At 62.8% G+C, this 25692-nt stretch carries 26 protein-coding genes and 4 tRNA genes; 7 read left to right on the forward strand and 23 right to left on the reverse strand.

Features of this window, described 5'->3' with window-relative positions:
• Window positions 1-2: 2 nt before the first annotated feature.
• From Q8L25_RS24425 to Q8L25_RS24435, 3 genes are all read right to left on the reverse strand, one after another.
• Complete coding sequence (locus Q8L25_RS24425; RefSeq protein WP_308921873.1) at window positions 3-674, reverse strand: hypothetical protein; 672 nt, start codon at window positions 672-674, stop codon at window positions 3-5.
• Window positions 675-687: 13 nt separating this feature from the next.
• Window positions 688-1833, reverse strand: a complete 1146-nt coding sequence (locus Q8L25_RS24430; RefSeq protein ID WP_308921874.1) for an alpha-hydroxy acid oxidase — start codon at window positions 1831-1833, stop codon at window positions 688-690.
• A 99-nt stretch (window positions 1834-1932) separates the two neighbouring features.
• Window positions 1933-2889 carry a phytanoyl-CoA dioxygenase family protein gene (locus Q8L25_RS24435; RefSeq protein ID WP_308921875.1) on the reverse strand — a complete coding sequence of 319 codons (957 nt, stop codon included), beginning with the start codon at window positions 2887-2889 and terminating at the stop codon, window positions 1933-1935.
• 117 nt (window positions 2890-3006) lie between these two features.
• Between Q8L25_RS24435 and Q8L25_RS24440 the strand changes: the two genes are divergently transcribed.
• Window positions 3007-3861 carry an AraC family transcriptional regulator gene (locus tag Q8L25_RS24440; protein ID WP_308921876.1) on the forward strand — a complete coding sequence of 285 codons (855 nt, stop codon included), beginning with the start codon at window positions 3007-3009 and terminating at the stop codon, window positions 3859-3861.
• 75 nt (window positions 3862-3936) lie between these two features.
• On the opposite strand, the gene Q8L25_RS24445 is transcribed toward Q8L25_RS24440, so the two are convergent.
• From Q8L25_RS24445 to Q8L25_RS24460, 4 genes are all read right to left on the reverse strand, one after another.
• Window positions 3937-4013 (reverse strand) — tRNA-Arg (locus Q8L25_RS24445).
• 77 nt (window positions 4014-4090) lie between these two features.
• A tRNA-Arg gene (locus Q8L25_RS24450) sits at window positions 4091-4167 on the reverse strand.
• Window positions 4168-4245: 78 nt separating this feature from the next.
• Window positions 4246-4322 (reverse strand) — tRNA-Arg (locus tag Q8L25_RS24455).
• A gap of 81 nt (window positions 4323-4403) precedes the next feature.
• Window positions 4404-4480 (reverse strand) — tRNA-Arg (locus Q8L25_RS24460).
• A 494-nt stretch (window positions 4481-4974) separates the two neighbouring features.
• Between Q8L25_RS24460 and Q8L25_RS24465 the strand changes: the two genes are divergently transcribed.
• Both Q8L25_RS24465 and Q8L25_RS24470 read left to right on the forward strand, forming a co-directional pair.
• On the forward strand, window positions 4975-7473 hold the full coding sequence (locus Q8L25_RS24465; RefSeq protein WP_308921877.1) for an ATP-binding protein: 2499 nt from the start codon (window positions 4975-4977) through the stop codon (window positions 7471-7473).
• 340 nt (window positions 7474-7813) lie between these two features.
• A complete protein-coding gene (locus Q8L25_RS24470; protein WP_308921878.1) occupies window positions 7814-8791 on the forward strand; it encodes a diguanylate cyclase domain-containing protein in 978 nt (325 codons plus the stop codon).
• An 80-nt stretch (window positions 8792-8871) separates the two neighbouring features.
• Here the strand turns inward: Q8L25_RS24470 and Q8L25_RS24475 are convergent, their stop codons facing one another.
• Window positions 8872-9273: a hypothetical protein gene (locus Q8L25_RS24475; protein WP_308921879.1), complete on the reverse strand. Its 402-nt coding sequence runs from the start codon at window positions 9271-9273 to the stop codon at window positions 8872-8874.
• Window positions 9274-9569: 296 nt separating this feature from the next.
• On the opposite strand from Q8L25_RS24475, the gene Q8L25_RS24480 reads away from it, so the two are divergent.
• Window positions 9570-10280 carry an ATP-binding protein gene (locus Q8L25_RS24480; protein ID WP_308921880.1) on the forward strand — a complete coding sequence of 237 codons (711 nt, stop codon included), beginning with the start codon at window positions 9570-9572 and terminating at the stop codon, window positions 10278-10280.
• 1 nt (window position 10281) lies between these two features.
• Here Q8L25_RS24480 and Q8L25_RS24485 read toward each other — a convergent pair whose 3' ends face one another.
• From Q8L25_RS24485 to Q8L25_RS24545, 13 genes are all read right to left on the reverse strand, one after another.
• On the reverse strand, window positions 10282-10800 hold the full coding sequence (locus Q8L25_RS24485; RefSeq protein WP_308921881.1) for a DUF6265 family protein: 519 nt from the start codon (window positions 10798-10800) through the stop codon (window positions 10282-10284).
• A 35-nt stretch (window positions 10801-10835) separates the two neighbouring features.
• Window positions 10836-12134, reverse strand: a complete 1299-nt coding sequence (locus Q8L25_RS24490) for an NAD(P)/FAD-dependent oxidoreductase (protein ID WP_308921882.1) — start codon at window positions 12132-12134, stop codon at window positions 10836-10838.
• A 20-nt stretch (window positions 12135-12154) separates the two neighbouring features.
• A complete protein-coding gene (locus Q8L25_RS24495; protein ID WP_308921883.1) occupies window positions 12155-12670 on the reverse strand; it encodes a hypothetical protein in 516 nt (171 codons plus the stop codon).
• 111 nt (window positions 12671-12781) lie between these two features.
• Window positions 12782-14431, reverse strand: coding sequence for a methyl-accepting chemotaxis protein (locus tag Q8L25_RS24500; protein WP_308921884.1), 1650 nt, complete (start codon window positions 14429-14431; stop codon window positions 12782-12784).
• A gap of 166 nt (window positions 14432-14597) precedes the next feature.
• Window positions 14598-15986, reverse strand: a complete 1389-nt coding sequence (locus tag Q8L25_RS24505; protein ID WP_308921885.1) for a copper oxidase — start codon at window positions 15984-15986, stop codon at window positions 14598-14600.
• Between the two features lie 2 nt (window positions 15987-15988).
• Entirely contained in the window at window positions 15989-17341 is a 1353-nt protein-coding gene (locus Q8L25_RS24510; protein ID WP_308921886.1) for a TolC family protein, read from the reverse strand.
• A 1-nt stretch (window position 17342) separates the two neighbouring features.
• A complete protein-coding gene (locus tag Q8L25_RS24515) occupies window positions 17343-17684 on the reverse strand; it encodes a hypothetical protein (RefSeq protein WP_308921887.1) in 342 nt (113 codons plus the stop codon).
• Window positions 17685-17773: 89 nt separating this feature from the next.
• The gene (locus Q8L25_RS24520; RefSeq protein ID WP_308921888.1) at window positions 17774-18178 is read right to left on the reverse strand and encodes a hypothetical protein; all 405 of its coding nucleotides are present in this window, start codon (window positions 18176-18178) and stop codon (window positions 17774-17776) included.
• Between the two features lie 41 nt (window positions 18179-18219).
• Window positions 18220-18738, reverse strand: coding sequence for a hypothetical protein (locus Q8L25_RS24525; RefSeq protein WP_308921889.1), 519 nt, complete (start codon window positions 18736-18738; stop codon window positions 18220-18222).
• Window positions 18735-20306: a sensor domain-containing diguanylate cyclase gene (locus Q8L25_RS24530; protein ID WP_308921890.1), complete on the reverse strand. Its 1572-nt coding sequence runs from the start codon at window positions 20304-20306 to the stop codon at window positions 18735-18737. The genes Q8L25_RS24525 and Q8L25_RS24530 overlap by 4 nt, the downstream gene beginning before the upstream one ends.
• A gap of 134 nt (window positions 20307-20440) precedes the next feature.
• Entirely contained in the window at window positions 20441-20998 is a 558-nt protein-coding gene (locus Q8L25_RS24535; RefSeq protein ID WP_308921891.1) for an NAD(P)H-dependent oxidoreductase, read from the reverse strand.
• A 99-nt stretch (window positions 20999-21097) separates the two neighbouring features.
• Window positions 21098-22255: an alanine racemase gene (alr, locus tag Q8L25_RS24540; RefSeq protein WP_308921892.1), complete on the reverse strand. Its 1158-nt coding sequence runs from the start codon at window positions 22253-22255 to the stop codon at window positions 21098-21100.
• A 6-nt stretch (window positions 22256-22261) separates the two neighbouring features.
• On the reverse strand, window positions 22262-23551 hold the full coding sequence (locus Q8L25_RS24545; RefSeq protein WP_308921893.1) for a D-amino acid dehydrogenase: 1290 nt from the start codon (window positions 23549-23551) through the stop codon (window positions 22262-22264).
• Window positions 23552-23666: 115 nt separating this feature from the next.
• Here Q8L25_RS24545 and Q8L25_RS24550 point away from each other — a divergent pair, with 115 nt between their 5' ends.
• Together Q8L25_RS24550 and Q8L25_RS24555 are read left to right on the forward strand one after the other, a co-directional pair.
• Window positions 23667-24167 carry an Lrp/AsnC ligand binding domain-containing protein gene (locus Q8L25_RS24550; RefSeq protein ID WP_065308736.1) on the forward strand — a complete coding sequence of 167 codons (501 nt, stop codon included), beginning with the start codon at window positions 23667-23669 and terminating at the stop codon, window positions 24165-24167.
• Between the two features lie 150 nt (window positions 24168-24317).
• The gene (locus tag Q8L25_RS24555) at window positions 24318-24665 is read left to right on the forward strand and encodes a hypothetical protein (RefSeq protein ID WP_308921894.1); all 348 of its coding nucleotides are present in this window, start codon (window positions 24318-24320) and stop codon (window positions 24663-24665) included.
• Between the two features lie 3 nt (window positions 24666-24668).
• On the opposite strand, the gene Q8L25_RS24560 is transcribed toward Q8L25_RS24555, so the two are convergent.
• Both Q8L25_RS24560 and Q8L25_RS24565 read right to left on the reverse strand, forming a co-directional pair.
• A complete protein-coding gene (locus Q8L25_RS24560) occupies window positions 24669-24962 on the reverse strand; it encodes a hypothetical protein (RefSeq protein WP_308925792.1) in 294 nt (97 codons plus the stop codon).
• Window positions 24845-25162 carry a methyl-accepting chemotaxis protein gene (locus Q8L25_RS24565; protein ID WP_308925793.1) on the reverse strand — a complete coding sequence of 106 codons (318 nt, stop codon included), beginning with the start codon at window positions 25160-25162 and terminating at the stop codon, window positions 24845-24847. The genes Q8L25_RS24560 and Q8L25_RS24565 overlap by 118 nt, the downstream gene beginning before the upstream one ends.
• Between Q8L25_RS24565 and Q8L25_RS24570 the strand changes: the two genes are divergently transcribed.
• Window positions 25065-25478, forward strand: a complete 414-nt coding sequence (locus Q8L25_RS24570; protein WP_308925836.1) for a hypothetical protein — start codon at window positions 25065-25067, stop codon at window positions 25476-25478. The two genes, Q8L25_RS24565 and Q8L25_RS24570, sit on opposite strands and share 98 nt — an antisense overlap.
• Window positions 25479-25692 lie beyond the last annotated feature (214 nt).

Genomic DNA, 25692 nt, shown 5'->3' on the forward strand with positions numbered 1-25692 from the left:
GGCTATAACAACCGGCGTCCCTGCAGCCCCATCAGGGCCTGCGCCTGTTCAAGCTGCTCTAGCCTGACCAGGAAAAAGGCTTGCAGTTCGTCAAATGGCGACACGACCACCAGGGTCCAGCCTTGCGGCTGCAGCTGCGTGCGAAACCAGTCCAGCACGCCGTCGCTGAAATCGTCGCTGGCATTGACGCGGTGCTGTTGCCGCGCGGTCGGCGTGGCGAGTTCTATATCGAGCTGATGGGTTGCCATGGCGTGCTGCAATTCGCCGGTGCCGATCTCGGCCCACTCTTTCCACTCCCATTGGCCCGCTGGCAACAACAGCGCGTCCAGCAGCTTTACTTCGTCGTCTGACAGCACACGCCGGTTCTGGAACAGGCGTATCTGCCCGACCACCCGCGCCAGCCGGTCTGCCAGGTCATCCTGTGCGTCGGCATCAAACTCGTCGACGCCATCCTCGTTCTCGACAAGCACATCGAATTGCAGCGGCGCACTGTTCGCCACCGGGGTCAGTTTGTAGGTGGTGTAGTCCGTGAAATTCGTCCAGATCGTCAGCACGCCGTTTTCCCACTCATGCAAGGTCTGGTCGTCTTCATCATAGAAGGTGCTGCAGGCCTTGTGCGGATCAGCCAAGCTGATCAGGAAAGCGGCGTGTTCGGCAAATGCGGCTTGTGACATGGGTACTCCGATCTCAAAAAGTGCCCGGCAACAAAATCTTCTTGTCGACGTGCTGCAGGTCGCGCAGGCCGCAGAAGGCCATTGTCAGGTCCAGCTCGTTGCGCAGGATATCGAGGCATTTTGTCACACCCGGGCGGCCCATGGCGCCCAGTCCGTACAGGAAGGGCCGGCCGATATACACGCCCTTCGCGCCCAGCGCCACGGCCTTGAGCACATCCTGGCCCGAGCGGATGCCGCCGTCCATATGCACCTCGATTTCCGCACCGACCGCGTCGACGATGGCCGGCAAGGCTTCGATCGACGATTGCGCGCCGTCCAGCTGGCGGCCCCCATGGTTGGAGACGATCAGCGCATCGGCACCGCTATTGACGGCCAGGCGCGCGTCTTCCGCGTCCATGATGCCCTTGATGATCAGCTTGCCGCCCCAGCGCTGCCTGATCCACTCCACATCCGTCCACGACAGGCTGAGGTCGAACTGCTGCTGGGTCCACGCCGACAGCGACGACATGTCGGACACCGAGGTGGCGTGGCCGACGATATTGCCGAAGCCGCGGCGTTTGGTAGCCAGCATGCCGGCCACCCAGCGCGGCTTGGTGGCCATGTTGATGATGTTGGGAATGGTGAGTTTCGGCGGCGCCGACAGGCCGTTGCGCAAGTCCTTGTGGCGCTGGCCCAGCACCTGCAGGTCGAGCGTCAAGACCAGCGCGCTGCACTTGGCGGCCTTGGCGCGGTCGATCAGGCGGTTGATGAATTCGCGGTCCTTCATTACATACAGCTGGAACCAGAACGGTTTCGTCGTGTTCGCCGCCACGTCCTCGATCGAGCAGATGCTCATGGTCGACAGGGTAAACGGCACGCCGAACTGCTCGGCCGCCTGCGCCGCCAGGATCTCGCCATCGGCGTGCTGCATGCCCGTCAGGCCGGTGGGCGACAGGGCCACCGGCATGCTGACCTGCTGGCCGACCATGGTCGAGGCCAGGCTGCGGTTTTCCAGGTTGACGGCAACGCGCTGGCGAAACTTGATCCTGGCAAAATCGCTTTGATTGGCACGGTAGGTCGACTCGGTCCACGAGCCCGAATCGGCGTAATCGTAGAACATGCGCGGCACTCTTTTTTGCGCCAGCACGCGCAAGTCTTCGATGCAGGTGATCATGGTCATGCGTTTCCTCGTTCGATGGCAGGTCGGAGCATGATCCTGCATTTGACGATGATTGTCTATCTGTCAGGCAAGCTCCGTCCAAGAACGATCAATTAGTGATTACCAGTTGCGCGCGCCGAGGATTTTTTCGCCCAATTCGCTCAAGTCAGCTTGCGGATAGCGCAGCTTTTCCTGTTCCAGGGGGTCGCCGGGAAAGGCATAGCCCTGCGGCGCGCTGCGTTCGCGCCAGCTTTGCACGCGCCAGTCGCGCAAGGACTGATTGTCTTCCTGGGCCGGCGTAAACGAGATGTATTGCGCCAGGCGGACCTGGTCGCTTGACGTATTCGGGCGAATGCCGTGCGCCAGCAGGCTGTTAAAGATCAGCAACTCGCCCTTCTTCATGGCGATGAATTCCATCGGATACGGCACGGTGTCCAGGTCCGGCTGCCACGGGTTGCGGTCTTTCGGCGCCTGCTCGCGCCAGGCCAGCAAGTTGTTGAACAGCTCCGGATAGCATTGAAAACCGCCGCTTTCCGGCGAGGTATCGGACAGCGCCAGCACGCCCTGCACGTTGACGGGCAAGGGGTCCAGCGTGGTGTCGGCATCCCAGTGGATAAAGCCGCCGAACTTGCGCTTGCCATTGTTGGGGGTGTTCAGGTTGGCGCGGTCGATGGTCACCCACAGGTCCTCGCGGTCCCAGATATCGACAAAGGCGTCGTACACGCGCCGGGTCTGGCGGTTGTCCCACATGGTCTGGTTGTGATACGCCTCGACCATGCCGGAACCATTGAGTTCCTTCATCGCGTGGTCGCGCAGCTGATCCTGGTTCCAGGTGGCGGGGTCATGCTGGTCCAGGCCCTGGAATTCCCACAGGAAATCCGTGGTGCGTTTGACCTGCTCCGGGCTGACGGCATCCTTGACGATCACATAGCCCCAGGTTTGCCAGTGTAAAAAGTCCTGCTCGGACAGTACCCGCAGCGGCAGCTGCTTTTGAATGTCGCGCAACTGCGCCTGCTCGATATAGGCCACCGAAGGGTTGCCCGGGCGCTCATCGCCATATTGGTAACGGTCTTGCATCGCTGTCTCCTGTTGTGATGTTATGGAACAGATTGTGCGATATACAGCGCTGGCAAATACGCCGGCAACAGCCAATACTGATACTATCCTGACCATACCAGCCGATAAAACGTTCCGATGACACCCTTATACGAACAAGTGACGATTCCTGCTGGCCAGTCGTGGGGCTTGCTGTGGCGCGAGCTGGAGGCGATCCCGTTCATCTGGCACTACCATCCGCAGTTCGAGCTGACCCTGACGGTGAACGCGCGCGGCCAGCGCTATATCGGCGACCACCTAGGCGATTTCGAACCGGGCGACCTGGTGCTGGTGGGGCCGAATTTGCCGCATACCTGGTCGGCCAGCGAGCGCATCGATGCAAGCCGGCCGATGCTGGCGGTGGTGGTATGGTTTTCACTGGAATGGATAACGCAGCTGGCCGGCGTGCTGCCGGAACTGCACAGCCTGCGGCAACTCGCCTTGCGGGCCGGGCCGGCGCTGCAATTCACAACCGAGGTGGCTGCACGCAGCGCCGCCAAGCTGCTGCAACTGCAAGCGATGCCGCAAGCGCAGCGCTTGCCGCTGCTGCTGAACGTGCTGCTGGAACTGGCCGGCGACCTGCAGGCGCGGCCGCTGGCCTCCGGCGCGCTGCAACTGATCGCGGCCGATGGCCAGCAAAAGCGCATTGCGGCCGTGCTGGACCATATGCATCAACATTTTCGGGAAGACATCGCCGTCGAGGACCTGGCGCGGCGCGCCGCCTTGTCGCTGGGCGCGTTTCACCGCTTTTTCAAGCGCCACGCGCTGTGCACGCCCAGCGCGTATCTGGCGCGGCTACGCATCGGCCGCGCCTGCCAGCAGCTGATCCAGACGCAGCACGGCATCGCCGCCATCGCGCAGGAAGCGGGCTACCGCAACCTGGCCCATTTCAACCGGCAATTCCGGGCCGACAAGCAGATGACGCCGCGCGCGTTTCGCCAGCAATACCGGTGAAGGATGGGGAAACCATGAAAACGGCGCCGGAATAGAAAAAGGGGATCAGATTTTACAATCTGACCCCCGATATTCTGGTGCGGCTGGCAGGAATTGAACCCACGACCCCTTGGTTCGTAGCCAAGTACTCTATCCAGCTGAGCTACAGCCGCAAAACTTACTCTTCACCATACTGCATGAAGTCACAACCTTCAACCGAAACCTGAAAAATCCAGGCTGCGGGTAATACTGGTGCGGCTGGCAGGAATTGAACCCACGACCCCTTGGTTCGTAGCCAAGTACTCTATCCAGCTGAGCTACAGCCGCAAAACTTACTCTTCACCATGCTGCATGAAGTCACAACTTGTTTCCTGTACCAGACGGACGCCGATACGGGGATAATACTGGTGCGGCTGGCAGGAATTGAACCCACGACCCCTTGGTTCGTAGCCAAGTACTCTATCCAGCTGAGCTACAGCCGCAAAACTGATTGCACTTCACCTACAACATGAAGCTTGAAACTTTTTACTACAAAACCAGATGACATCTGATTTCTTGAATTCTGGTGCGGCTGGCAGGAATTGAACCCACGACCCCTTGGTTCGTAGCCAAGTACTCTATCCAGCTGAGCTACAGCCGCGCAGGCAAACATTATAGCGTATTCGTTTCGCTTTGAAAAGTTCGATTTTTCAATCGCTTAGCCGGGTTTTGCAAAATACCGCACTGCAATGCCCTGCTCTTTTCGCACTTGAAAAGCTGACGCCATTCGCGCTGTCGTTTTCCGCTTTCACGGAAGGCTTCCAGCGCTTCGAGAAGTTGCTGTCTCGAAAGAAGCGGGATTATAGGGACTGCATCCCGGCCTGTCCAGTGCTATCTGTACAAGCCTGGCAAATCGCGCCCGGCGGCGGGTTGACGGGATGTCCACAGGATTAAAGATATGACAAGGGCAAGCGTGTGCAGGCGTCTGCGCGCTTGGGGATACAATGAGGGCGAGATAGATCGAAGTTGGCCCTGTAACACCACATGACAGCTATTCCATCATGATCCATTCCATGAACTCAGCGACGGTAGCCCGCCTCGCCTGCCCCACAAGGTGCGGGGTCGAGCGTGGCGACCAGGCACACAGGATTTCCGATGGTTAAGCATGACCTCCAGCAGAAGCCGCCTCCTCCCACGGTACCGCTGAGCCTGTCGGATGCCGGCATCGCCACGGTACTCGAAGGCATCACCGATGGCTTCAGCGTGCTCGATGCCAACTGGAACATCCGCTATATCAATGCGCGTGGCGCCGAAATGCTGGCGCCGCAGCACGCCCGGGGCGCCACCCTGGCCGGCAGCAACCTGTGGCAGGCCTGCCCCGACATGCTGGGCACGGAACTGGAAACGCAATACCGGCGCGCCATGGCGCTGCAGCAAAGCTGCAGTTTCGAACTGCTCCATACGCCGCTGGGGCGCTGGCTGGAAGTGCGCATCTTTGCCGGCGCCGATGGCCTGACCACCCATATCCACGATATCAGCCAGCGCAAGGCGGCCGAAGACAGCTTGCGCCAGAGCGAAGAAGACTTGCGCGCGCTGGCCGACTCGATTCCGCAACTGGCCTGGATCGCCAACTTCGACGGCACCATGGCCTGGTACAACCAGCGCTGGCATGACTATACCGGCACCACGCCCGACGAGATGGCCGGCGACGGCTGGGATACGGCCTACGACCCGCATTTCCTGCCGCAGATGCTGGAGGGCTGGAAAGCGGCCTTGCACAGAGGTACGCCGTTTGAAATGGAGTTCCCGATCCGTGGCAGCGACGGCCGGTACCGCTGGTTTCTCACGCGCGCCAATCCGGTGCGCCGCGGCGAACAGCTGCTGCGCTGGTTCGGCACCAGTACCGATGTCGATGAAGTCAAGCATGTGGAAGAAGCGCTGCGCGATGAAACGCGGGTACTCGAATTGCTCAACAACACCGGCACCACCCTGGCCGGCACGCTCGACCTGCCCTCCCTGCTGCAAGAGACGGTCGACGCCGCCACCCGCATCAGCGGCGCGCGCTTCGGCGCCTTTTATTACGATGCCGAGCATGAGGCCGATGCTGCGGGGAATGAACCCTTGTTGACCGTGGCGCAAGCCGTCAACGGCGTCTCCGCACAGCAGGCGGCCGCCATCGCCTTTGATCTGCGCATGGGGCCGGCGATGCGCCACAACGATTTGCAAACGGCGCCGGACGACGGCACGGAAGAAGGCCACGACGGCGCGCCCGTGCTGCGCAGCTGCCTGAGCCTGCCCGTGCGCTCACGCTCGGGCCAGTTGCTGGGCCGGCTGCTGCTGGGTCATCCGCAGCCGGGCATGTTCAGCCTGCGCAGTGAACGCATCGTGGCGGCCATCGCCGCCCAGGCCGCCGTCGCGCTCGACAATACGCGGCTGTATGTGGAAGCGCGGCGCGCCGCCGAAGAGCGCAAGGTGCTGCTCGACAGCGAACGCGAGGCACGCGCCGAGGCAGAACGCACCAACCAGTTGAAGGACGAATTCCTGACCACCCTGTCGCACGAATTGCGCACGCCGCTGTCGGCCATCCTGGGCTGGGCACAGGTATTGCGGCGCGGCACGCGCGACCAGGCCGATCTGCACCGCGGACTGAACAGCATCGAGCGCAATGCGCGCGCCCAGGCCCAGCTGATCGAAGACTTGCTCGACATGAGCCGCATCACCTCCGACAAGGTGATGCTCGAGATGCAGACCATCGTGCCGGCCACCGTGATCGCCTCGGCGATTGAAACCCTGCGCCCGGCTTTTGACGCCAAGCACATCACCGTGCACACCCGGATCGCGGACGACGCCGGCACCATGACGGGCGACCCCAGCCGCATGCAGCAGGTGATCTGGAACCTGCTGTCGAATGCGCTCAAATTTACCCCCCAGGGCGGCACGGTCGACGTCAACGTGGCGCGCGAGGGCACGCGCCTGCTGCTGACGATCGCCGACAATGGCGTCGGCATCCGCGCCGACTTCCTGCCCCATGTGTTCGACCGCTTCCGCCAGGCCGATGCCTCGACCACGCGCAAGCACGGCGGCCTGGGCCTGGGCCTGGCCATCGTCAAGCACCTGGTCGAGCAGCATGGCGGCACGGTCGCCGCCAGCAGTCCCGGCGACTTGCAGGGCGCCACGTTTACCGTGCGCCTGCCCGCCGACAGCCGGGCGCCGGCCCCGCGCCAGCACAGCGAGGAGCCGGCCCGGCAGCCAGACTTGGCCGGCGTCAAGGTGCTGGTGGTCGACGACGAGGCCGATGCGCGCGAACTGGCCGAACGCATCTTGCGTGACGCCCATGCCGACGTGGCCAGCGCCGCCAGCGCCGAGGAAGCGCTGCGCCTGCTGGACAGCGCGCCGCCGGACGTGCTGGTGAGCGACATCGGCATGCCCGATGTCGATGGTTTCGACTTGCTGGCCTTGCTGCGCGCGCGCGCCAACGGCCAGGGTGGCGACCTGCCGGCATTGGCCCTGACGGCATTTGCCCGCCCCGAGGACCGCCAGCGCGCGCTTGGCAGCGGCTTCCAGGCCTACCTGGTCAAGCCGCTCGATCCGGCCGAACTGCTGGCAACGGTGGCGCGGCTGGCCGCCACCGCCAGGAAGGCTGAAACCGGTTGAAACCGGCGCCAAATTGAGCCAGGAAAAGTGATGCAAAGAAATAAATAATTCGGATTAAAAATTCATCAATCTGGTTTAGACTTCCTACTTTCAGACGCGGCACTGTCCTACAAGCAACTTCAAACCCGTTTGCTACACTGAAATAGACCCGCGCAGCTGTCGACACGCAGCCCTCGACAAGTACAGGCACGCCCCCTTGCCAGGCAAGGACAAAGCGAACTCACCTTCTTCCGTGCGCCCTGTCTTGATGCAAGCGGTTACTATCGTCGCGCTCCTTCGCTGGCCGCAGTCGCCGCGAACGATGCTTGCGATGACCTTACAGAATTCACCGGGATTACCCATGCCTAGCCAAGATGAAATTTTGAAAGCCAAGATTTTGGTCGTTGATGATTCACCGGACAATGTCGACCTGATGCTCGAAATCCTGCGCGATGCCGGCTACAGCAACGTCACGGCCACCATGCGCCCGGCCCAGGTCTGCCCGCTGCACCTCGAACATTGCTACGACCTGATTTTGCTCGACCTGCAGATGCCCGAACTGAACGGTTTCCAGGTCATGAAGGGCCTGAAGGAAATCGAACACGGCGGCTACCTGCCGGTGCTGGCGCTGACGGCGCAACCGAGTTTCAAGATCGCCGCCCTGGAAGCGGGTGCGCGCGACTTCATCAGCAAGCCCTTCGACCTGATGGAAGTGCACAAGCGCATCCATAACATGCTGGAAGTGCGTTTGCTGTACAAGGAACTGGCGCAATACAGCAAGCAGCAGCAGGAACTGGCGCTGCACGACCCCCTGACGGGCCTGCCCAACCGCCGCCTGCTGGAAGACCGCATCGAGCACACCCTGCAGCATTCGGCCCGCGTGCGCGGCAAGTCGGCCATCCTGTATCTCGACCTTGACGGCTTCAAGGCCATCAACGACACGTATGGCCACGCCTATGGCGATGAGATCCTGAAGCTGGTGGCGGCGCGCCTGGTCAACGCCTCGCGCAAGGAAGACACGGTGGCGCGCATCGGTGGCGACGAATTCGTCATCGTGCTGGGCAACCTGGCCGGCAAGGGCGACGCGCGCGAGCCGGCCGCCAAGCTGATCGAAGTCATTTCCGAGCCGTATTTCATCAACGACCTGACCTTGCGCCTGTCGACCAGCATCGGCATCAGCATCTACCCGGACGACGCCACCACCGTCGACGCCCTGCTGAGCGCGGCCGACACGGCGCTGTACGAAGCCAAGCGAGCCGGCAAGAACCGCTATTGCTGCGCGCCGCACGACCTGGCCGTGACGCAAGCCAATGCGCACGGCGTGACCTCGCTGGCCTGAGCCAGATGCGCCCCCGATAAAAAAACCGGGACGCCGCTGTGATGCGGCGTCCCGGTTTTTTTTATTCCGGCAATCCAGGTTTACTTCGACTTCTTGCTCGCCGCTTCTTCATGCTTGCCGGCATGCTGGTGGTCGCTGTGGGCATTGACTTTTTCAGGCGCCACTTCGATGCGCGTGATGCCGGCGTCGACCGAAATCGGGTCGCTGGCCGGGAACGTCATTTCGACGGCGTCGTCGAGCAGCTCTTCCTTGGCCTTTTCTTCGACCGTCATGCCTTCTTCGTCGGCCAGGATGGCCAGCGCGCTGGCCCATTTGACGAAATTGAGATTGGCCAGTTCACGTACCGTGGTCACGCCGAAGGCCTGGGTCAGGGCCTTGGCATCCTTGGCGCTGACGCCGCGCAAGGCGCTGATGGGCGCGTTGACGATGTCGCGGAAGCTTTTGGCACAGTATTCTTGATCAACAATAGTATCGATATTCATGGCATGTCCTTTCGTTTGGTGGGGGCCGGTCCTGCGCCCGAGCCGCAATGGCGGCAATTGCCGCATCTGCTGCATGGCTTGCGCACAGCCTCACTATGGCAGGCGCGCTTGCCCTGGTATGTGCGCAAGCGTACGCACAGCGCATGGCCCACGCAGTCCCCTTGTTTGACCCTGTTAATGGAAAGCCATTACAGTTATCGAAAAGATAGAAATTTTCCTGCCATGCGCCCCGCAATGAAATCCTCATGTATGATCCCGTCATTCCGGTCGTAACCTTTTATCATTCATGGGGCGCCATGTCCGCACAAACAGATCAGAGCAATGAAGCGGCCCACCCCGATGCGGCGCGTGCCGCCGATCTCAGCGAATTGCTGGGACACATCAATACCAGCTGGGACAACGAGCGCCGCGCCCTGTCGCGCCAGCTGCATGACAGCCTGGGCTCGTCGCTGACGGCGCTGACCATGCATTTGTCGCTGCTGACACAAAAGATGCCGCAGGAAGCCGTGCTGCTGGACCGCGCGGCAACCATGAAGCAATTGCTGTTGAATGTCATCGAGACCAACCGGCAGATGCAGATCAAGCTATGGAATGACAAGCTGGAGTTCCTGGGCGTCAACGTGGCACTGGGCGAACTGGCGGCGCAATTTGCCGAACAACATAAAATCACCGTGCGCTGCAGCCTGCCCGAAGATGAACTGGTGTGCCCGCGCAATGTGGGCGTGGCCCTGCTGCGCACCCTGGAAGAAGGACTGGCCAATATCGCCGCCCATGCCCAGGCCACGGAAGTGGACGTCATCGTCGACGACAATGACGAGGCGCTGATGATGACGATCAAGGATAACGGCGCAGGCCTGCCGGCCAGCCTGCCCGCCGACATGCACAAGCACGGCTTGCGCGCCGTGCGCGAACGCGTGGCTTATTTGGGCGGCACCCTGGCGCTGGCAACCCATCCGCAAGGCGGCACCACCCTGACGGTAGTGCTGCCTCGCAGCGCGCCGCTGTAATCTACCTGGAACGCTCGCCGGCCTGCGCATCGCAGCGGATGCGGCTCATAGGGAAGTTAATGGTGGTCAACTTCCCTTTCAAGGTACCGACAATGCTGGCGTGCACGATACGGTAGCTGACGTGGCGGTAGATGATGCGGCTGGGAAAATCATTGTCCAGGTTGGCAAAGATGAATTCATTCGGCTTGTCCTGCCGCAGCAGATTGAATTCGACCGGCGCCGCGCCCGAGGGCTGCACGATATAGGCCAGCTGGCCCGGCACGGTCAGCCGGAGCTGCACGAATTCAAACGCGGTGGTCTTGCCGCCCTTGACGGTGCGGCTGGCACCGAGGATGGTGCCGCCCGCCGCCGTGCTCCATTGTTCTCCCGAACCGGGTTCGGCGCCATCGACCTGCCAGCAGCCGGTCAGCCAGGCCAATTTCTCCACCGTTTCCGGCGGCGCAGCCTTGGTGGCGGCCTGGGCCAGGCCCGATCCCGCACACAACGCTGCTGCAATCAATATATTCAACAATCGTTTCATGTCATCTCCGAGAGGGCCAGGACTTGGGGGGGGGATCAGTGCAGCTTGACCTGCGGCGTGCTGCGCTTGATCAGGAAGCGGCCCATGGCCATCACGGCCGTGCGCACGCTGCCCAGCACCGCATTGTGGTGCATCAGGTGCAGGCTGACATACATCATGCGCGCCACAAATCCTTCGACAAACCAGCTCAGCCCTTTTAGCGACCCCATCAGGGTGCCGACCGAGGTGGTGCGGCCAAACGACACCAGCGAGCCGTAATCGAGATACTCATACGGCTTGGTTTGCGGCGGCTTGCCCTTGGCTTGCAGCACAAAGGTCTTGCGCAGGTAATCGGCCTGCTGGTGGGCGGCCTGGGCGCGCGGCGGCACCAGCTTGCCGTTTTCACCCATGCAGGCGGCGCAGTCGCCGAGCGCATAGATATTCGCGTGGCCCTGCACATTGAGCATGCCCGTCACTTCGAGCTGGCCGGCCCGATTGGTCGGCAAGCCCAGGGTGGCGAGGAATTCGGGGGCGCGGATGCCGGCCGCCCAGACCACGATATCGGCCGCATAACTGGTGCCGGTGGCGACATTGACCCTGTCGGCCTCGATCGAGGTGACGCGCGTATCGGCCGCCACCGTAATGCCATGCTGCACCAGCAATTTGTTGGCGGCGCGCGAGACGCGCTCGGGCAACGGCGCCAGGATGCGCGGCGCGCCTTCGAGCAGGGTGATGCGTACGTCCTTGATGGCGTTCAGGTTCTGGAAACCATAGGCCGCATACACGTCGCTCGCTTCGCGCAGTTCGGCCGCCAGCTCGACGCCGGTGGCGCCGCCGCCGATGATCACGATATCGACGCCGGGGTGGCCCGCGTCGCCACGGCGCTGTTCGGCCATGGCCAGCAGCTTCAGCAGGGTCAGGCGGAAACGCTCGGCGTCTTCGGTGGCGTTCAGTGAAATCGTGTTTTCCTGCGCGCCCGGCACGCCGAAATAATTCGAGGTGCTGCCGACCGCCAGCACCAGCTGGTCGTAGCCGACTTGCCGCTCGGGCAGCAATTGCTCGCCCTTGTCGGTGGCGATCGCGCCCACCGTCAGGCTGTTCGAGGCCGCATCGAGGGCGATCAGGGGGCCGTACACATAGCTGAAGCCGTTATCGTGCGCCAGCATCTGGTAGGACAGGCCTTCCTGGTGGATATCGAGCGTTCCTGCCGCCACTTCATGCAGCGAAGGTTTCCAGATATGGTAGAGGCGGCTGTCGACCAGGGTCACCTGGCCGGCGCCGAGCTTGCGGCTGAGTTTGCAAGCGAGCTCAAGCCCGCCTGCCCCGCCACCGACGATAACGATTTTACTGTGCAAAGATCCTCCTGATTGATTGCTTAATTCCTGTGTCCATGGTCCCGGTTGCCATGGCCGTTGCCGTGACCTTTGTCATTGCCATGCCCCTTGCCGGGCCGGTTGTCATGGTGGTCCCGATCCCGGTCCCGGTCATGACCGCGATGCGGTCCGTGGTCCGGACGGCCATGCTGTGGCTGCGGCCTGTGCACGGGCGGACGCGCGTGCTGCTGGCGATAACGGGGCGCATACTGGTTGTTATACCAACCATCCTGGACAAAATAAACTTCTTGGTTACAGGCATTATACCGGCGGCAGTGCTTGGACCAGTTCCTGGCGTGGCCAGGCGGCACGCGCAGGTAGATCGGCCGCGCCGAATAATATTGCGGGCGTTCGACGATGACGGGCTGGGCGTAGATCAATTCCGGTGCGGGATAGTTGCCCACATCGATGCGCCCGTAAAAGCCGGGCTGGCCGATGCTGACCGTGACGGCGGCAGAGGCGGTGGCCGCGCTGGCGGCGGCCAGCAGCAGGCTGGCGGCAAGAACGAGGTTTTTCATGGGGACACTCCTTGATAGATGCCCCGATTGTAGTGCTCTGAGTAAAAACCGTATGTTCGCAAGGACACATAAGCACGCGCGGCCCGGCAGGCGGGCCGCGTGGCGGCTATCTCAGGCGAGGCGGCGCATGGGCTGCGGCCTGGCTGCGGGTGGACGGCGCAGCGGCGTGACATTGCTGGCCGCCACCGCGGCCGGCGCCGTGCCGTCCAGGCGAAACACGCTGACGATCTCGCTCAGGGCCGTGGCCTGGTCCTGCATCGATTCGGCAGCCGCGGCCGCCTGTTCCACCAGGGCCGCGTTCTGCTGCGTCACCTGGTCCATCTGCACGATGGCCATGTTGACCTGCTCGATGCCGGCGCTCTGTTCGCTGCTGGCGGCGGTAATGTCCTGCATGATATCGGCCACCCTGCGCACGCTGCCCACCACCTCTTCCATCGTCAGGCCGGCGTCACGCACCAGCTTGCTGCCCACCTCCACCTGCTCGACCGAGTCGCCGATCAGGGCCTTGATTTCCTTCGCCGCAGCGGCCGAGCGTTGCGCCAGGTTGCGCACTTCGGACGCCACCACGGCAAAGCCGCGTCCTTCCTCGCCGGCGCGCGCCGCTTCCACGGCCGCGTTCAGGGCAAGGATATTGGTCTGGAAGGCGATGCCGTCGATCACGCTGATGATGTCGACGATCTTGCGCGAGGAGGCGTTGATCGATTCCATGGTCCGCACCACCTGCCCCACCACGGCGCCGCCCTTGCCGGCCACGTCCGAGGCGGCGCCGGCCAGGGTATTGGCCTGGCGCGCATTTTCCGCATTCTGGCGCACGGTGGACGTGAGCTCTTCCATCGACGAGGCGGTTTCTTCCAGCGAACTGGCCTGCTCTTCCGTGCGCGACGACAGGTCCAGGTTGCCCTGCGCAATTTCACTGGACGCGGTGGCGATGGTTTCGGTGCCGGCGCGCACCTGGCTGACAATACCGACCAGCTTGTCGCGCATGGTTTTCATGGCAAACAGCAGGCTGCCGCTGTCGCCGTTGCGGGTATGGATGGCCATCGTCAGATCGCCTTCGGCAATCGCGCCGGCGATGCGGGCCGCATAGGCCGGCTCGCCCCCCAGCTGGCGTGTCAGGCCACGCGTGATCAGCGCACCGAGCGACAGGCCAGCCGCCACGCTGCCCAGCACCAGCGCGATCATGAAGCTGCGGCTGGTCTGGTAGACGCTGGAGGCCTGCTCGGCCGCTTCTTTCGCGCGCGTTTCCTTCTGGAGCGACAGTTTTTCCAGCACGCTGTCGAGTTCATTCGCATGCTCGCGCGTTTTATTGAGCAGGACGGTCAGTTCCGGGCTGCGCTGCGCCAGCGGCTCGGCCGCCGCCATCGTCAAGGCTTGGGCCATGGTGCTGGCATAGTCCGCCTCGACGGCGGCAAAACGGGCAAACAGTTCCCTGGCGGCTGGCGTGACGAACAGCGGCTGCGCCTTGGCCAGGTTTTCCTTGTTGGCGGCGAGGAACTTGGCGATGTCGGCGCGGCGCGTGGCGCGCTCTTCATCGGTGGTGGCCAGCAAAAAATTGCTGCGCGCGCGGCCCACCTTGATCAGGGCGATATTGGCTTCCTTGATATATGACAGGCCCAGCAATTCGTTGTGGTACATCTGGCCGGCCATGGTATCGATCTTGCCCATATTGTAAATGCCGATGCCGGCCACGATGGCGCCCAGCAAGGCCACGCAAAAAAACGCCGCCAGCAAGCGCGTCCCCACCTTCATTTGATTCAACATACTTTCTCCCATTCAGTATTGCTGCCTGCGCATTAACGCTTTGAATATAGAGAAAAAGCCGCCGAACATATGCTCGGATTGTCACCCCAAGACAATTCCTTAATCCTGCACAACACAATTGGTGGCCGATCGTGCTAATCAGACCACCAATCTTTACAAAAGAAAATCAGTGTCCGGCATGGCCAGTTGGCTTGCGTACACTCATTTCCACGGCACCCGATTTGATCGCGGCCGGCTTGCCCGCACCCTGCCCCCGCACCGGTTCCGGCAAGGCGCCCGTCCATTCATACGCGAGCGTACCTGTCGGGTGCCGGTACCAGCCCGGATCGCGGTAGTCGCCCGGTTTCTGGTCCTTGCGCACCTTGACGGTGGTAAACATGCCGCCCATGCCGATCGCGCCGAAAGGACCGTCACCGGCCATCATCGGCAGGGTATTGTCGGGAATCGGCATCTGCATCTCGCCCATGTCGGCCATGCCGCGCTCGCCCATCACCATATAGCCGGGCACCAGCTGGTTGATTTTCGCCGCCACGCCCTGGTGGTCGACGCCGATCATGGTCGGCACGTCGTGGCCCATGGCGTTCATCGTATGATGCGATTTGTGGCAATGAAAGGCCCAGTCGCCCGGGTCGGTGGCGGTAAATTCCACCGCGCGCATCTGCCCCACGGCGATGTCGGTGGTCACCTCGGGCCAGCGCGACTCGGGCCGGGTCCAGCCGCCATCGGTGCCGGTCACTTCGAACTCATGGCCGTGCATGTGGATCGGGTGATTCGTCATGGTCAGGTTGCCCACGCGCACGCGTACCTTGTCGCCCTGGCGCACCACCATCGGATCGATGCCGGGAAACACGCGGCTGTTGAAGGTGAACAGATTAAAATCCGTCATGGTCATGATCTTCGGCGTATAGCTGCCCGGATCGATATCGTAGTTACTCAACAAAAACACGAAATCACGGTCCACCTTCATGAAATTCGGGTCTTTCGGATGCGTCACCCAGAAACCCATCATGCCCATCGCCATCTGCGTCATTTCATCGGCATGCGGGTGGTACATAAAGGTGCCGGGGCGCTTGGCAACGAATTCATAGACAAAGGTCTTGCCGGGTGCAATGCCGGGCTGGGTCAGGCCCGTGACGCCATCCATGCCATTCGGCAAGCGCTGGCCATGCCAGTGCACGCTGGTGTGTTCCGGCAATTTATTCGTGACAAAGATGCGCACGCGGTCGCCCTCCACCACTTCGATGGTGGGACCGGGCGACTGGCCGTTATAGCCCCACAGATTGGCCATCATGCCGGGCGCCAGTTCGCGTACCACCGGTTCGGCCACCAGATGGAATTCCTTGACATTGTTATTCATGCGCCAAGGCAAGGACCAGCCGTTCAGGGTCACCACCGGATTGTAGGGCCGGCCATTCGGCGGCGGTGGCGGCGCCTGGGTCTCGGCACCAGCCATGCTGGCCGCTTCCGGCAAGGAGGCCGCGCCGACCCGGCTGACGGCCGCCGCACTCAAGGCGACGGCGCCCGCGTTCATGAAAAAGTTTCTACGTGTGATCATCATTATTCCTTGTTGGCTGCGCCGCTGCCATTGATGGCCGACTGCAATTCGGTTTGCGCGATCCAGAAGTCGCGCTGGGTTTCAATCGCGCCATTGACGCTGGCCACCTGCTCGCGCGCGTCCGACAGCAGTTCGAACACGCTGGCCAGCATGCCGTTGTAGCGCAGCAGCACCTCGTGTGAAATCGTTTTGCGCAGCGGCACCACTTCATCGCGGTAGTGGCGCGCCAGGTCATAGGCCGTGCGGTAGCTCGAATACGCCTCGCGTACCTGCGAGCGGGCATTGATGGCCGTGCCCGCCGTGCGCTGCAGCGCCTGCTCATAGACGGCCTGCGCGCGCGCGTGGCGGGCCGTGCCCCAGTCGAACAGCGGCAGTTCCAGCGATACCTCGTAGCCGTTTTCGCGCGGCGCGGTGCTGGTGCTCTTGTTGGTGTAACCGACGTCGAGCACATTCACAAAGCGCGTCACGTTCGACAGGCCCAGGGCGCTGGCGGTGGCTTGCGCGTCGCGTTTGCTCATCTGCACGTCGAGCCGCTGCTCCATCGCCTGCGCTTCGATATTGCCGGCCTCTTCCACCTTGGCCGGCAAATCCGGCAGCCGGTCGGGCAAGGTAAACGCTGTTTGCCGGCCCCACAGGCCCAGCAAGCGCGTCAGCCGTTCGCGCGCGGCCAATGCCTGGTGGCGCGCACGGGCCAGGTCGCTGACGGCATCGGCGTAAAACACTTGCTGGCGCGCCTGGTCCAGCCGGCTCCAGTTGCCGGCCTGCTGCAAGCGCGTGGCCAGCTGGGCGCCGGCCTCGGCCGACACCAGCGCGCGCCGCATGAACTGCTCGGTCTGCACGGCGGCCACCGCCGTGAAATACGCGCGGCGCGTGTCGCTGGCCAGTTGCACGGCGCTGCCTGCCGCCTGCAGCTTGGCCTGCTCGAAACGGCCGCGCTCGATATTCACGCGCATAGTCATCGTCAGCAGGCCGGCCAGGTCAAAAGTGACGCCACGGTCGATTTCACGGCCTTCGCTGCCGTGCGAGCGGCCGAACGACAGGCCGGGATTGCGCAGCCGGCCGGACTGCACCAGGTCGGCTTCGGAAGCACCGAGCGCGGCCAGGGACGCTTTCAGGCCCAGATTATTCATCAGCGCGATGCGCACGGCGCTGTCGGCATCCAGCGGCTGGGCCAGCAAGGGCGCCAGGCGGTCTTCGCCATTGCCTGCGGATAAGGCGGCTGGCGCGCCGCTGCGGGCGTCGGTGAGCGCCGCAACGTCGCGCAGGCCGCCATCGGGGCTGAAGCTGGTACAACCGGCCAGCAGCAAGGCGGCCGCCAGCGGACTCAAGCTTGGAAAAGTACGGAAGATGGCCATCTCAGTGCCCCTGGTGTTCATGATGCGGCTCGGCCGGGGCCTCGGGCGCAGCAGGCTTAGCCATTGGCATATTCATCGGCATATTCATCGGCATAGTCATCGGCATCTTGTGCCCTTTCATCATATGGCCCATATGGCCGCCGGCGTCGCCCACTTTCCGGTTGACGGCGCGCCAGGTCTGGTCGGGCGTGGCCTCGTCTTCGGCGGCGGGTTGATACGTTTCGAAAGCGGAACGGTAGACGATGGACGGCACGGATGCCTGCGCATCGTGCGGTGCGGGAGTTGCTGCATGGGCGGCCAGCGGCAGGCATGCGGCCAGGGCCAGGCTGAACAATTGCTTCATGGGTAATCTCGATAACAGGACGGTCGTGCGGCAAAGGCACGAAAATAAAACTCTGGCGCAGGGAAACTCCCCGCCAGGTTCACGGGCGGTCAGGCGGAGCGGGGGCTTCTGGGAGGACGTTCTGGCCCGGACGGGATATGGCCGGCAAACAGCGGCGACAGCGCGGCAGGCGGCTGCGGCGCGCCCAGCATCAATGGATGCAGCGCGGCCATCGGTGGCGGCGCCGTGGCGCCCACGGTGCAGGCGCCATGGTTGCCGCAATCATGACCATGACTCATGTCCATGGCTTTGCCGACATGGTCTTCCATATCGGCCATATCGGTCATGGCGTGGCAATGCGGCGCATCTTCCTGTGCCATCTTCATCGTCACTGCTGGACCTGGCTGTTGCAAACAGCAGCTGCGCATGGCTGCGGCGAAACCCTGCAAGGGCAGCGCGGCGACCAGCAGCCAGAGCAGCAAACGGACGAGGTGGCGATAAAAGACACGATTCATGGCAGCATGATAAACCTTGACATGGGAGGAAGGTCAAGCAGTTACGTCCGTTCGGCCAGCCAGATGATCCAGGTGCCGAAATAGCCCTGCCCTTCCAGCACGATCTCGCCTTCTGCGACATGCACTTTCCGCAGCGCGTTGACGGTAAAGTGACGCCGCCCGTCCGCGCCACGCGGATCGCCGCCGCGGCGCGGGCGGTAGAGTTCGGCGCCGCTGCACATGGCAATGGCGTCGAGCAGGTCGCGGTACAGATGATCGACCAGCAGCTCGGCCAGCAGCGGCTGGTGCCGCGCCAGCATGGTGGCAAGAGGGGGATAGCCGGCGTCGCGCAGGGCCGGCAGGTCGGACTCGTCCAGCACGGCGTCGTCTTCGCGGCAGGTCTGCACGAACGCATCGCAGGCCTCGCCCACCAGGCTGTCCAGCATGCCGGCAGGCAGCCGCAAGCGAAACGGCCGCAAGGGCAGCTCGCTGCGCTGGCCATAGCCCATGTCGCGGCAGCCGAGCCAGCGCGGGTCGAACGGCTGGCCGTCCACCTCGCAGCGAATGTTCAGCTTGTTCATCCGTGGCGCACCAGCGCGTCCCTGACGCCCACGCAATTGCGCCCGCGTTCCTTGGCCACGTACAGCGCCGCGTCGGCGCCCAGCAGGATGGAGGCGCTGTCGCTGTCCTGCTCGCTGGACGAGACCACGCCCAGCGAGACGGTCACAGCACCGGCGCCGGGAATCTCGGCCTCGGCGACCCGCGCGCGCAGCCGTTCGGCCACCTGCAAGGCGATGTCCAGGCTGGCGTCGGGCAGCAGCATGATGAATTCATCGCCACCATTGCGGCACAGCACGTCGGCGTCGCGCGAACAGGCGCGCATCAGGTGGGCCAGGCGCTGGATCACGGCGTCACCCACCGCATGGCCGCAACGGTCGTTGACCTGCTTGAAATGGTCGATATCGATGGCGATCACGGAAAACGGCCGCGCCTGCGCCTGCCACGCCTCCAGCGCGGCCGCCATGCCGCGCCGGTTGGCCAGCCCCGTCAACGGGTCGGTCTGCACGTCGGACTTGAGCTTGCCGATCTTTTTCTGCAACAACGACATGCCCAAGAGCAAGGCGCGCTTGATCTGCGCCGCTTCCAGGTACCACACGCCGATGCGGCCGATGCGCTCGGCCATGCCAGGCGCATCCATGCGGCTGGCGCCTTCGGCCAGTTGCACCAGCGGCCGCGAGATCAGGCGCGCCAGCCACCAGATCAATGGCAGGCTGAACAAGGCGATCGGCAGCGTATGCCAGAAGGTATTGAGCATCAGCTGCTTGAGCGGCGCCAGGGTGGCGGTCGTCGGGCGCTGCGCCACGATGCCCCAGCCCGTCGACGGCAGCACGGCGTAGCCTGCCAGCATGTCGACGCCGAGCGTATTGACCGTGCTGCCGCTCCCGCTTTCGCCGCGCACGATGGCGTCGATCACCACATTGGCGCCGGCGGTGGCACCGAGCCGGCCGGGATCGGGATGGTACAGCAGGCGCCGCCGCTGGTCGACCACATACAGATAGGAGCCGTCGCGGTAGTAGTGCTGGCCGAGCAGGCTGGAGAGAATATTTTTCTGTTTCAGGTAGATCGAGCCGCCCACATAGCCCAGGTAGTTTCCGCTCGCATCAAAGATGGGATGCGAGATAAAGATTACCAGGTTGCCCGCCGTCGACATATACGGCTGGGTGATCAGGGGACGGCGTTCGCGCAGCGCCTGCAGCGCCCCGCTTGACGCCAGCTGGCTGTTCTGCAAGGCCAGGGTTTCCGGCGAGACAGCCAGCACGATGCCGCGCGCGTTGACGATCAGCACGGAATTAAAACTGTTGGTCTGGCCGCGCAGGCGCTCGGCCTCGGCCGTCAGGGCGGAGGCATCGCCAAACCGGCGCGCCAGCAGGCCGGCGCTATACGCCAGTTGCTGGCGGTTCGACTGCAGGAAATCCTCGGTGCTGCCGGCCAGCTTGTGCGCATAGGCCTGGTTCGCTTCCAGGGTGGTATCGATCAGCAACTGCCGCTGCACCCGATACGTGGCGTAAAAGGTATTGGCCAGCGCGATGATGGCGCTGGCGAACGCCACCAGCACGATCAGCCGGCGCAGGTTTATTCGCAAAGGCAACTTGGGGTGATGCGGCATGAGGAGAACGCGCCTGAAAAAGACGCATTATACATATCTATAGAGCAACAAACGACGATGGCAACCGTTTGTTGTCCGCGATATCAAGGACGCGTCAAGTTCAGGCAATGGTGTGATCAGGCGTGAATCGCGTGCTTTTGCACCCACGACACATATTGCTTCATCCAGCCCTGGAAGAAGCCCAGGCTGGCCGCGCCGATATTGCCGTTTTCATCGAACAGGCCTTCCTTGGCCTGGATAAACATTTCCGGCTGGCCCAGCAGTGGCACGTCGAGGTAGGCCAGCACATTGCGCAAATGCTGCTGCGCCAGCGCGGTGCCGATGGCGCCGACCGACACGCCCAGCACGGCGCCCGGCTTGCCGGCCCACACGCTCTGGCCGTAAGGGCGCGAGCCATGGTCGATGGCGTTTTTCAGCACGCCGGGAATCGAGCGGTTGTATTCGGGAGTGATGAACAGCAGGGCCTGGGCATCGGCGATCTCGGTTTTCAGGCGCAATACTTGCGGTGCCTGGGCGCCGTCGTCGTCCTGGTTGTACAGCGGCAGGTCGCCGATCTCGATCTGCTTGAAGGAAAATTCAGGCGGCGCCAGCTTGACGATGGCGTCCGCCAGCTGGCGGTTGAAGGAATCCTTGCGCAGGCTGCCGACGATGATTGCAACTTGGTATTGACTCATGTAAATCCCCCTGTGGTGGTTAAAGAAAAGGCCTGAAGTGAAGATCACGACAGGCCTATCTTGCCATACAAGTATTGCCGGCGTCTGCACGCCAGAAGGTCAGGTGGCGCCTGACGCAAGACCTGCAAGACCTGTATACACGCGGAAATACCGTCCCCCGAGATTGGTCAGCACTTCATAGCCGATGGTATGGGCCATGGCGGCCACCGCATCGACCGGGTGTTCCGGGCAGATCAGGTCGACCAGCTGGCCCGGCGCGACCCGGCCGGCATCGATGTTGCTGACGTCGAGCGTGATCGAATCCATGGAAATGGCGCCCACCTGCGGCACGCGCACGCCATCGATCACCGCCACGCCCTGGTTGCTCATGCTGCGCAGCCAGCCATCGGCGTAACCGACGGACACGGTCGCCACCACGCACGGGCCGGTGGCCGTGTAGCGGCAACTGTAGCCGACATGGTCGCCGGCATTGATGCTGCGCGTCTGGATCACCTTGCCCTGCAGGCGCACCACCGATCGCAAGGGATTCGGCTCGCCCGCCTGCGGCGTGATGCCGTACAGGGCCGCGCCGGGGCGCACCAGGTCGAAATGGTAGTCGGGCGACAGGAACACGCCCGAGGAATTGGCCAGGCTGGCCGGATACTGCGGCAGGCGCGCGCGGATTTCCAGGAAGCGCGCCAGTTGCTGCGCGTTGGCCGGATGATAGCGCTCGTCGGCGCAGGCCAGGTGGCTCATGATATACCGCACCTTGATGCCATCAAGAAAATGCGCATCGGCCAGCCAGCCATCGATTTCCTGCGGCGACATGCCCATGCGCGACATGCCCGTATCGACCTGGACGATGGCGTCCAGCTCACGGTCGAGCGCGGCGGCATGCGCGCGCCAGCCGGCCACCTGTGGCTCGCTGTTGAGCACGGGGATCAAGCCATGCCGCGTGAATTCGCCTTCCGTGCCGACCGGCGGGCCGTGCAGCACAAAGATGGCGGCGTCCGGCGCCACGTGCGGACGCAGGCTGATGCCCTCTTCCAGGTGGGCGACAAAAAAATGCCGGCAACCCTCTTCATGCAGGGCCGCGGCCACCTGCGCCGCGCCGAGGCCATACGCGTCCGATTTCACCACCGCCGAACAGGCGGCCGGCTGCACGCACTCGCGCAACAGCCGGTAATTGGCGCGCACGGCGTCGATATCGATGGTCAGAATGGCGCCGCTGCGCGCCTGTGCCGCCACCTTGCTGCTTGCTTCTGTTACCTTGCTCATTTCTGCTTACGCCCCCGCATATTGCAGCTTGCCGCGCTGCTCCCCGCCATTGTAGCGGCCCACGGACAGGTCGTCGGCCTGGATCGCCGGCTGTTTCGACGACATCAGGTCGGCCAGCAACTGGGCCGAACCGCAGGACATGGTCCAGCCCAAGGTGCCGTGGCCCGTGTTCAGGTACAGATTGCGCAGCGGCGTGCGGCCGACGATGGGCGTGCCATCCGGCGTCATCGGGCGCAGCCCGGTCCAGAAGGTGGCCTGCGCCGTGTTGCCGCCGCCGGGAAACAGGTCGTTGACCACCATTTCCAGGGTTTCGCGACGGCGCGGGTTCAAACGCAGGTCGTAGCCGGCGATCTCGGCCATGCCGCCGACGCGGATGCGGTCGTCGAAACGCGTCACCGCGATCTTGTAGGTCTCGTCCAGGATGGTCGAGACGGGCGCCTTGGCCGCGTTGACGATGGGCACGGTGATCGAATAGCCCTTCAGCGGATACACGGGGATGCCCAGCAAGGGGTTCAGCAGGGTGGTCGAATAGGAACCCAGCGCCACCACGTAGGCGTCGGCCTTGACCACTTCGCCGCCGCACTGCACGCCGGCAATGCTGTCGCCCTGCGTCAGCAGCGCGTCGATCGATACGCCGTAGCGGAACTGCACGCCCAGGTTGACGGCCATGTCGGCCAGGCGGGTAGTGAACAACTGGCAGTCGCCGGTTTCATCGTTGGGCAGGCGCAGGCCGCCGAACAATTTGTCCTTGACACCTTCCAGGGCCGGTTCGGCGCGCGACAACTGATCGCGCTGCAACACTTCGAACGGCACGCCGGCGTCGCGCAGCACGTCGATATCCTTGGCCGCGTCGTTGTACTGCTTTTCAGTGCGGAACAATTGCATCGTGCCTTGCTGGCGGCCTTCGTAGGTGATGCCGGCCTCGGCCCGCAAGACCTTGAAGCAGTCGCGGCTGTACTCGGCCAGCCGCACCATGCGCTCCTTGTTGACGGCATAGGCGTCGGGGGTGCAGTTGCGCAGCATCTGCCACATCCATTTCAGCTGCGACAGGCTGCCGTCGAGCGAGATCGACAATGGCGCGTGGCGCTGCATCATCCATTTCACCGCTTTCAGGGGAATCCCGGGCGCCGCCCACGGCGAAGCGTAACCAGGAGAAATTTGCCCCGCATTGGCGAAGCTGGTTTCCAGTGCCGGACCCGGCTGGCGGTCGATGACGGTCACGTCATGTCCTGCCCGGGCCAGATAGTAAGCACTGGTGACGCCAATGACGCCGCTACCCAGAATCACGATACGCATAATTTCCTCTATTTATTTTAGGGCAGATTGCCAGATTTACCGCTATGATATTGGTAAGTGCCCAGCATATGTTCACGTATAAATCGAGATATTCAGCAAATAATCATAAAAATCCATGAGAATTCTAAAAGAATCGTCACGCGGCCTGGACAAGCTGGATCGGCACATCCTGCGCATCCTGCAACAGGACGGCCGCATCTCGATGAAAGACCTCGGTGAGCAGGTGGGTTTGTCGATCACGCCCTGCATCGAACGGGTCAAGCGCATGGAGCGCGACGGCGTCATCACGGGCTACCACGCCAAGGTCAATCCGGCCGCGCTGGGGGCAAAATTGCTGGTCTTTGTCGAGATTACCCTCAATCAAAAATCGGCGTCGGCCTTCGAGCAATTTCGCCGCGAAGTGCTGCAGATTCCCGAGGTGCAGGAATGCCATCTGGTGTCAGGCGATTTCGACTACCTGATCAAGGCGCGCATCCATGAAATGGCGGAGTACCGCAAATTGCTGGGCGACATGCTGCTGCAGCTGCCGGGCGCGGCGCAATCGAAAAGCTATGTGGTAATGGAAGAAATCAAGGAAACCCTGGCGGTCTCGACCGAAGTGCTGCAGGGCCGCTGAAAAGTAGCGACTACCGGCACCATCGGTATCGATTTGCGCGCCTTTATAGAATCCGGTAGCACATCGTTACAAACGCAAGCACACTCCCCCTCGACATCACGCCCGTCCCCTCTGAGATTGGAAGCAGTGATGCGCACCGGGACTACTGCTATGAACACATTCTTGAAACTGGCGTTTTCTTGCCTCGCGGGCCTCAGCGTGGCCATGTGCACCGCCAGCGAATACACCGTCAACCGCGCGCCCGCCAACGGCGCCATCTACCAGAATATTACTGTCGGCAAGACCACCCGCCTCGACCTCGACGCGGCCTTGGGCAGCGCCACGGTGGTCAGTTTCGACCCCGGCTATGAAGTCTGGGTCTACAAGAACCAACTGCAAGCGCCGTCCGCCAGCCGCTACCTGCCTCTGCTCAACGCCAAGGGCACGCGCGAAGTGGCCGTCATGTTCGACCGCGCCGGGGTGGTCAGGAAATTCCGCATCCACGAGCCGCGCGAATAGCGTCTATTGCAGCGCCGGCAACGCACCGGCCAGCACCTTGCGCGGCTGCGCCCGCGCCACCGGCCCGCTTTCTTCTGCCAGCAGGAAGGCACCCACCACGGCCGTCATCTGCACGGCCTGCTCCTTCAATCGTTCGGCCGCCGCGGCCGTGTCCTGCACCATGGCGGCATTTTCCTGCGTCATCTGATCCAGGTGGCACACGACGGTATTGATTTGCGCGATGCCCTCGCTCTGCTCGCCGGCCGCCACGCTGATTTCACCGATGATGGCCGCCACCTGCGCCACGCTGCCGACGATGTCGTGCATGGTATTGCCCGCCTCCTTGACCAGGCGCCCGCCCTGGCCGCTTCGACGGCGGCGTTCAAGGCCAGGATATTGGTCTGGAAAGCAATCGCGTCGATGGTGCCGAGGATGTCGGCGATCTTGCGCGAACTGGCGTGTATCACGTCCATGGTGTCGACCACCCTGGCCACCACCTCGGCGCGGCGCCCTGCCACCGTGGAGGCCGAGACCGACAGCTCGCTGGCCTGCCTGGCGGCGGCCGCCGTCTGCCCGACGCCCTCGGTCAGCTCTTCCATGGAAGCGGCGGTCCGCTCCAGGTTCGACGCCTGCTCTTCAGTGCGGGTGCTGAGACTGGCATTGGCCGAAGCGATCTCGATCGCGCCGGAGGTGATCGCATGCGCACTGGCACGCACCTGCCCCACCAGATTCGCCAGAGCAAGACGCATGGCGCCCAGCGAGCCCATCACGCTGCCCGGCGGCACCCCTGCTGCGCTTGACCCGGCCAGGCTGTGGACAACGCGTATTGGCTGAAAACTGTCTCGCTGTCGCTGCGAGGCGACAGCGAGCGCGATCTTAATGCCACGCAGCAACCCTCTAAATTTTATTTTATTTGATTTATTTAATTTTAAATTCAAACTATTCGTGTACTATTGTGAAAATATGTGAAATTTAATTTAATTTGACAGACCTGATGTTCTACCTTCCCATCACCATATGCCGTTCTTGCTGGCTGCCCCAGCAACCC

It is taken from the genome of Janthinobacterium sp. J1-1, from assembly GCF_030944405.1.
Taxonomy (GTDB): Bacteria; Pseudomonadota; Gammaproteobacteria; order Burkholderiales; family Burkholderiaceae_D; genus Janthinobacterium.

What these genes read in the sequence shown, in the direction of transcription:
- Q8L25_RS24425 (WP_308921873.1), bottom strand. Translation starts at nt 674, where the DNA reads ATGTCACAAGCCGCATTTGCCGAACACGCCGCTTTCCTGATCAGCTTG.
- Q8L25_RS24430 (WP_308921874.1), bottom strand. Translation starts at nt 1,833, where the DNA reads ATGACCATGATCACCTGCATCGAAGACTTGCGCGTGCTGGCGCAAAAA.
- Q8L25_RS24435 (WP_308921875.1), bottom strand. Translation starts at nt 2,889, where the DNA reads ATGCAAGACCGTTACCAATATGGCGATGAGCGCCCGGGCAACCCTTCG.
- Q8L25_RS24440 (WP_308921876.1), top strand. Translation starts at nt 3,007, where the DNA reads ATGACACCCTTATACGAACAAGTGACGATTCCTGCTGGCCAGTCGTGG.
- Q8L25_RS24465 (WP_308921877.1), top strand. Translation starts at nt 4,975, where the DNA reads ATGGTTAAGCATGACCTCCAGCAGAAGCCGCCTCCTCCCACGGTACCG.
- Q8L25_RS24470 (WP_308921878.1), top strand. Translation starts at nt 7,814, where the DNA reads ATGCCTAGCCAAGATGAAATTTTGAAAGCCAAGATTTTGGTCGTTGAT.
- Q8L25_RS24475 (WP_308921879.1), bottom strand. Translation starts at nt 9,273, where the DNA reads ATGAATATCGATACTATTGTTGATCAAGAATACTGTGCCAAAAGCTTC.
- Q8L25_RS24480 (WP_308921880.1), top strand. Translation starts at nt 9,570, where the DNA reads ATGTCCGCACAAACAGATCAGAGCAATGAAGCGGCCCACCCCGATGCG.
- Q8L25_RS24485 (WP_308921881.1), bottom strand. Translation starts at nt 10,800, where the DNA reads ATGAAACGATTGTTGAATATATTGATTGCAGCAGCGTTGTGTGCGGGA.
- Q8L25_RS24495 (WP_308921883.1), bottom strand. Translation starts at nt 12,670, where the DNA reads ATGAAAAACCTCGTTCTTGCCGCCAGCCTGCTGCTGGCCGCCGCCAGC.
- Q8L25_RS24500 (WP_308921884.1), bottom strand. Translation starts at nt 14,431, where the DNA reads ATGTTGAATCAAATGAAGGTGGGGACGCGCTTGCTGGCGGCGTTTTTT.
- Q8L25_RS24505 (WP_308921885.1), bottom strand. Translation starts at nt 15,986, where the DNA reads ATGATCACACGTAGAAACTTTTTCATGAACGCGGGCGCCGTCGCCTTG.
- Q8L25_RS24510 (WP_308921886.1), bottom strand. Translation starts at nt 17,341, where the DNA reads ATGGCCATCTTCCGTACTTTTCCAAGCTTGAGTCCGCTGGCGGCCGCC.
- Q8L25_RS24515 (WP_308921887.1), bottom strand. Translation starts at nt 17,684, where the DNA reads ATGAAGCAATTGTTCAGCCTGGCCCTGGCCGCATGCCTGCCGCTGGCC.
- Q8L25_RS24520 (WP_308921888.1), bottom strand. Translation starts at nt 18,178, where the DNA reads ATGAATCGTGTCTTTTATCGCCACCTCGTCCGTTTGCTGCTCTGGCTG.
- Q8L25_RS24525 (WP_308921889.1), bottom strand. Translation starts at nt 18,738, where the DNA reads ATGAACAAGCTGAACATTCGCTGCGAGGTGGACGGCCAGCCGTTCGAC.
- Q8L25_RS24535 (WP_308921891.1), bottom strand. Translation starts at nt 20,998, where the DNA reads ATGAGTCAATACCAAGTTGCAATCATCGTCGGCAGCCTGCGCAAGGAT.
- alr (WP_308921892.1), bottom strand. Translation starts at nt 22,255, where the DNA reads ATGAGCAAGGTAACAGAAGCAAGCAGCAAGGTGGCGGCACAGGCGCGC.
- Q8L25_RS24545 (WP_308921893.1), bottom strand. Translation starts at nt 23,551, where the DNA reads ATGCGTATCGTGATTCTGGGTAGCGGCGTCATTGGCGTCACCAGTGCT.
- Q8L25_RS24550 (WP_065308736.1), top strand. Translation starts at nt 23,667, where the DNA reads ATGAGAATTCTAAAAGAATCGTCACGCGGCCTGGACAAGCTGGATCGG.
- Q8L25_RS24555 (WP_308921894.1), top strand. Translation starts at nt 24,318, where the DNA reads ATGAACACATTCTTGAAACTGGCGTTTTCTTGCCTCGCGGGCCTCAGC.
- Q8L25_RS24570 (WP_308925836.1), top strand. Translation starts at nt 25,065, where the DNA reads ATGGTGCCGAGGATGTCGGCGATCTTGCGCGAACTGGCGTGTATCACG.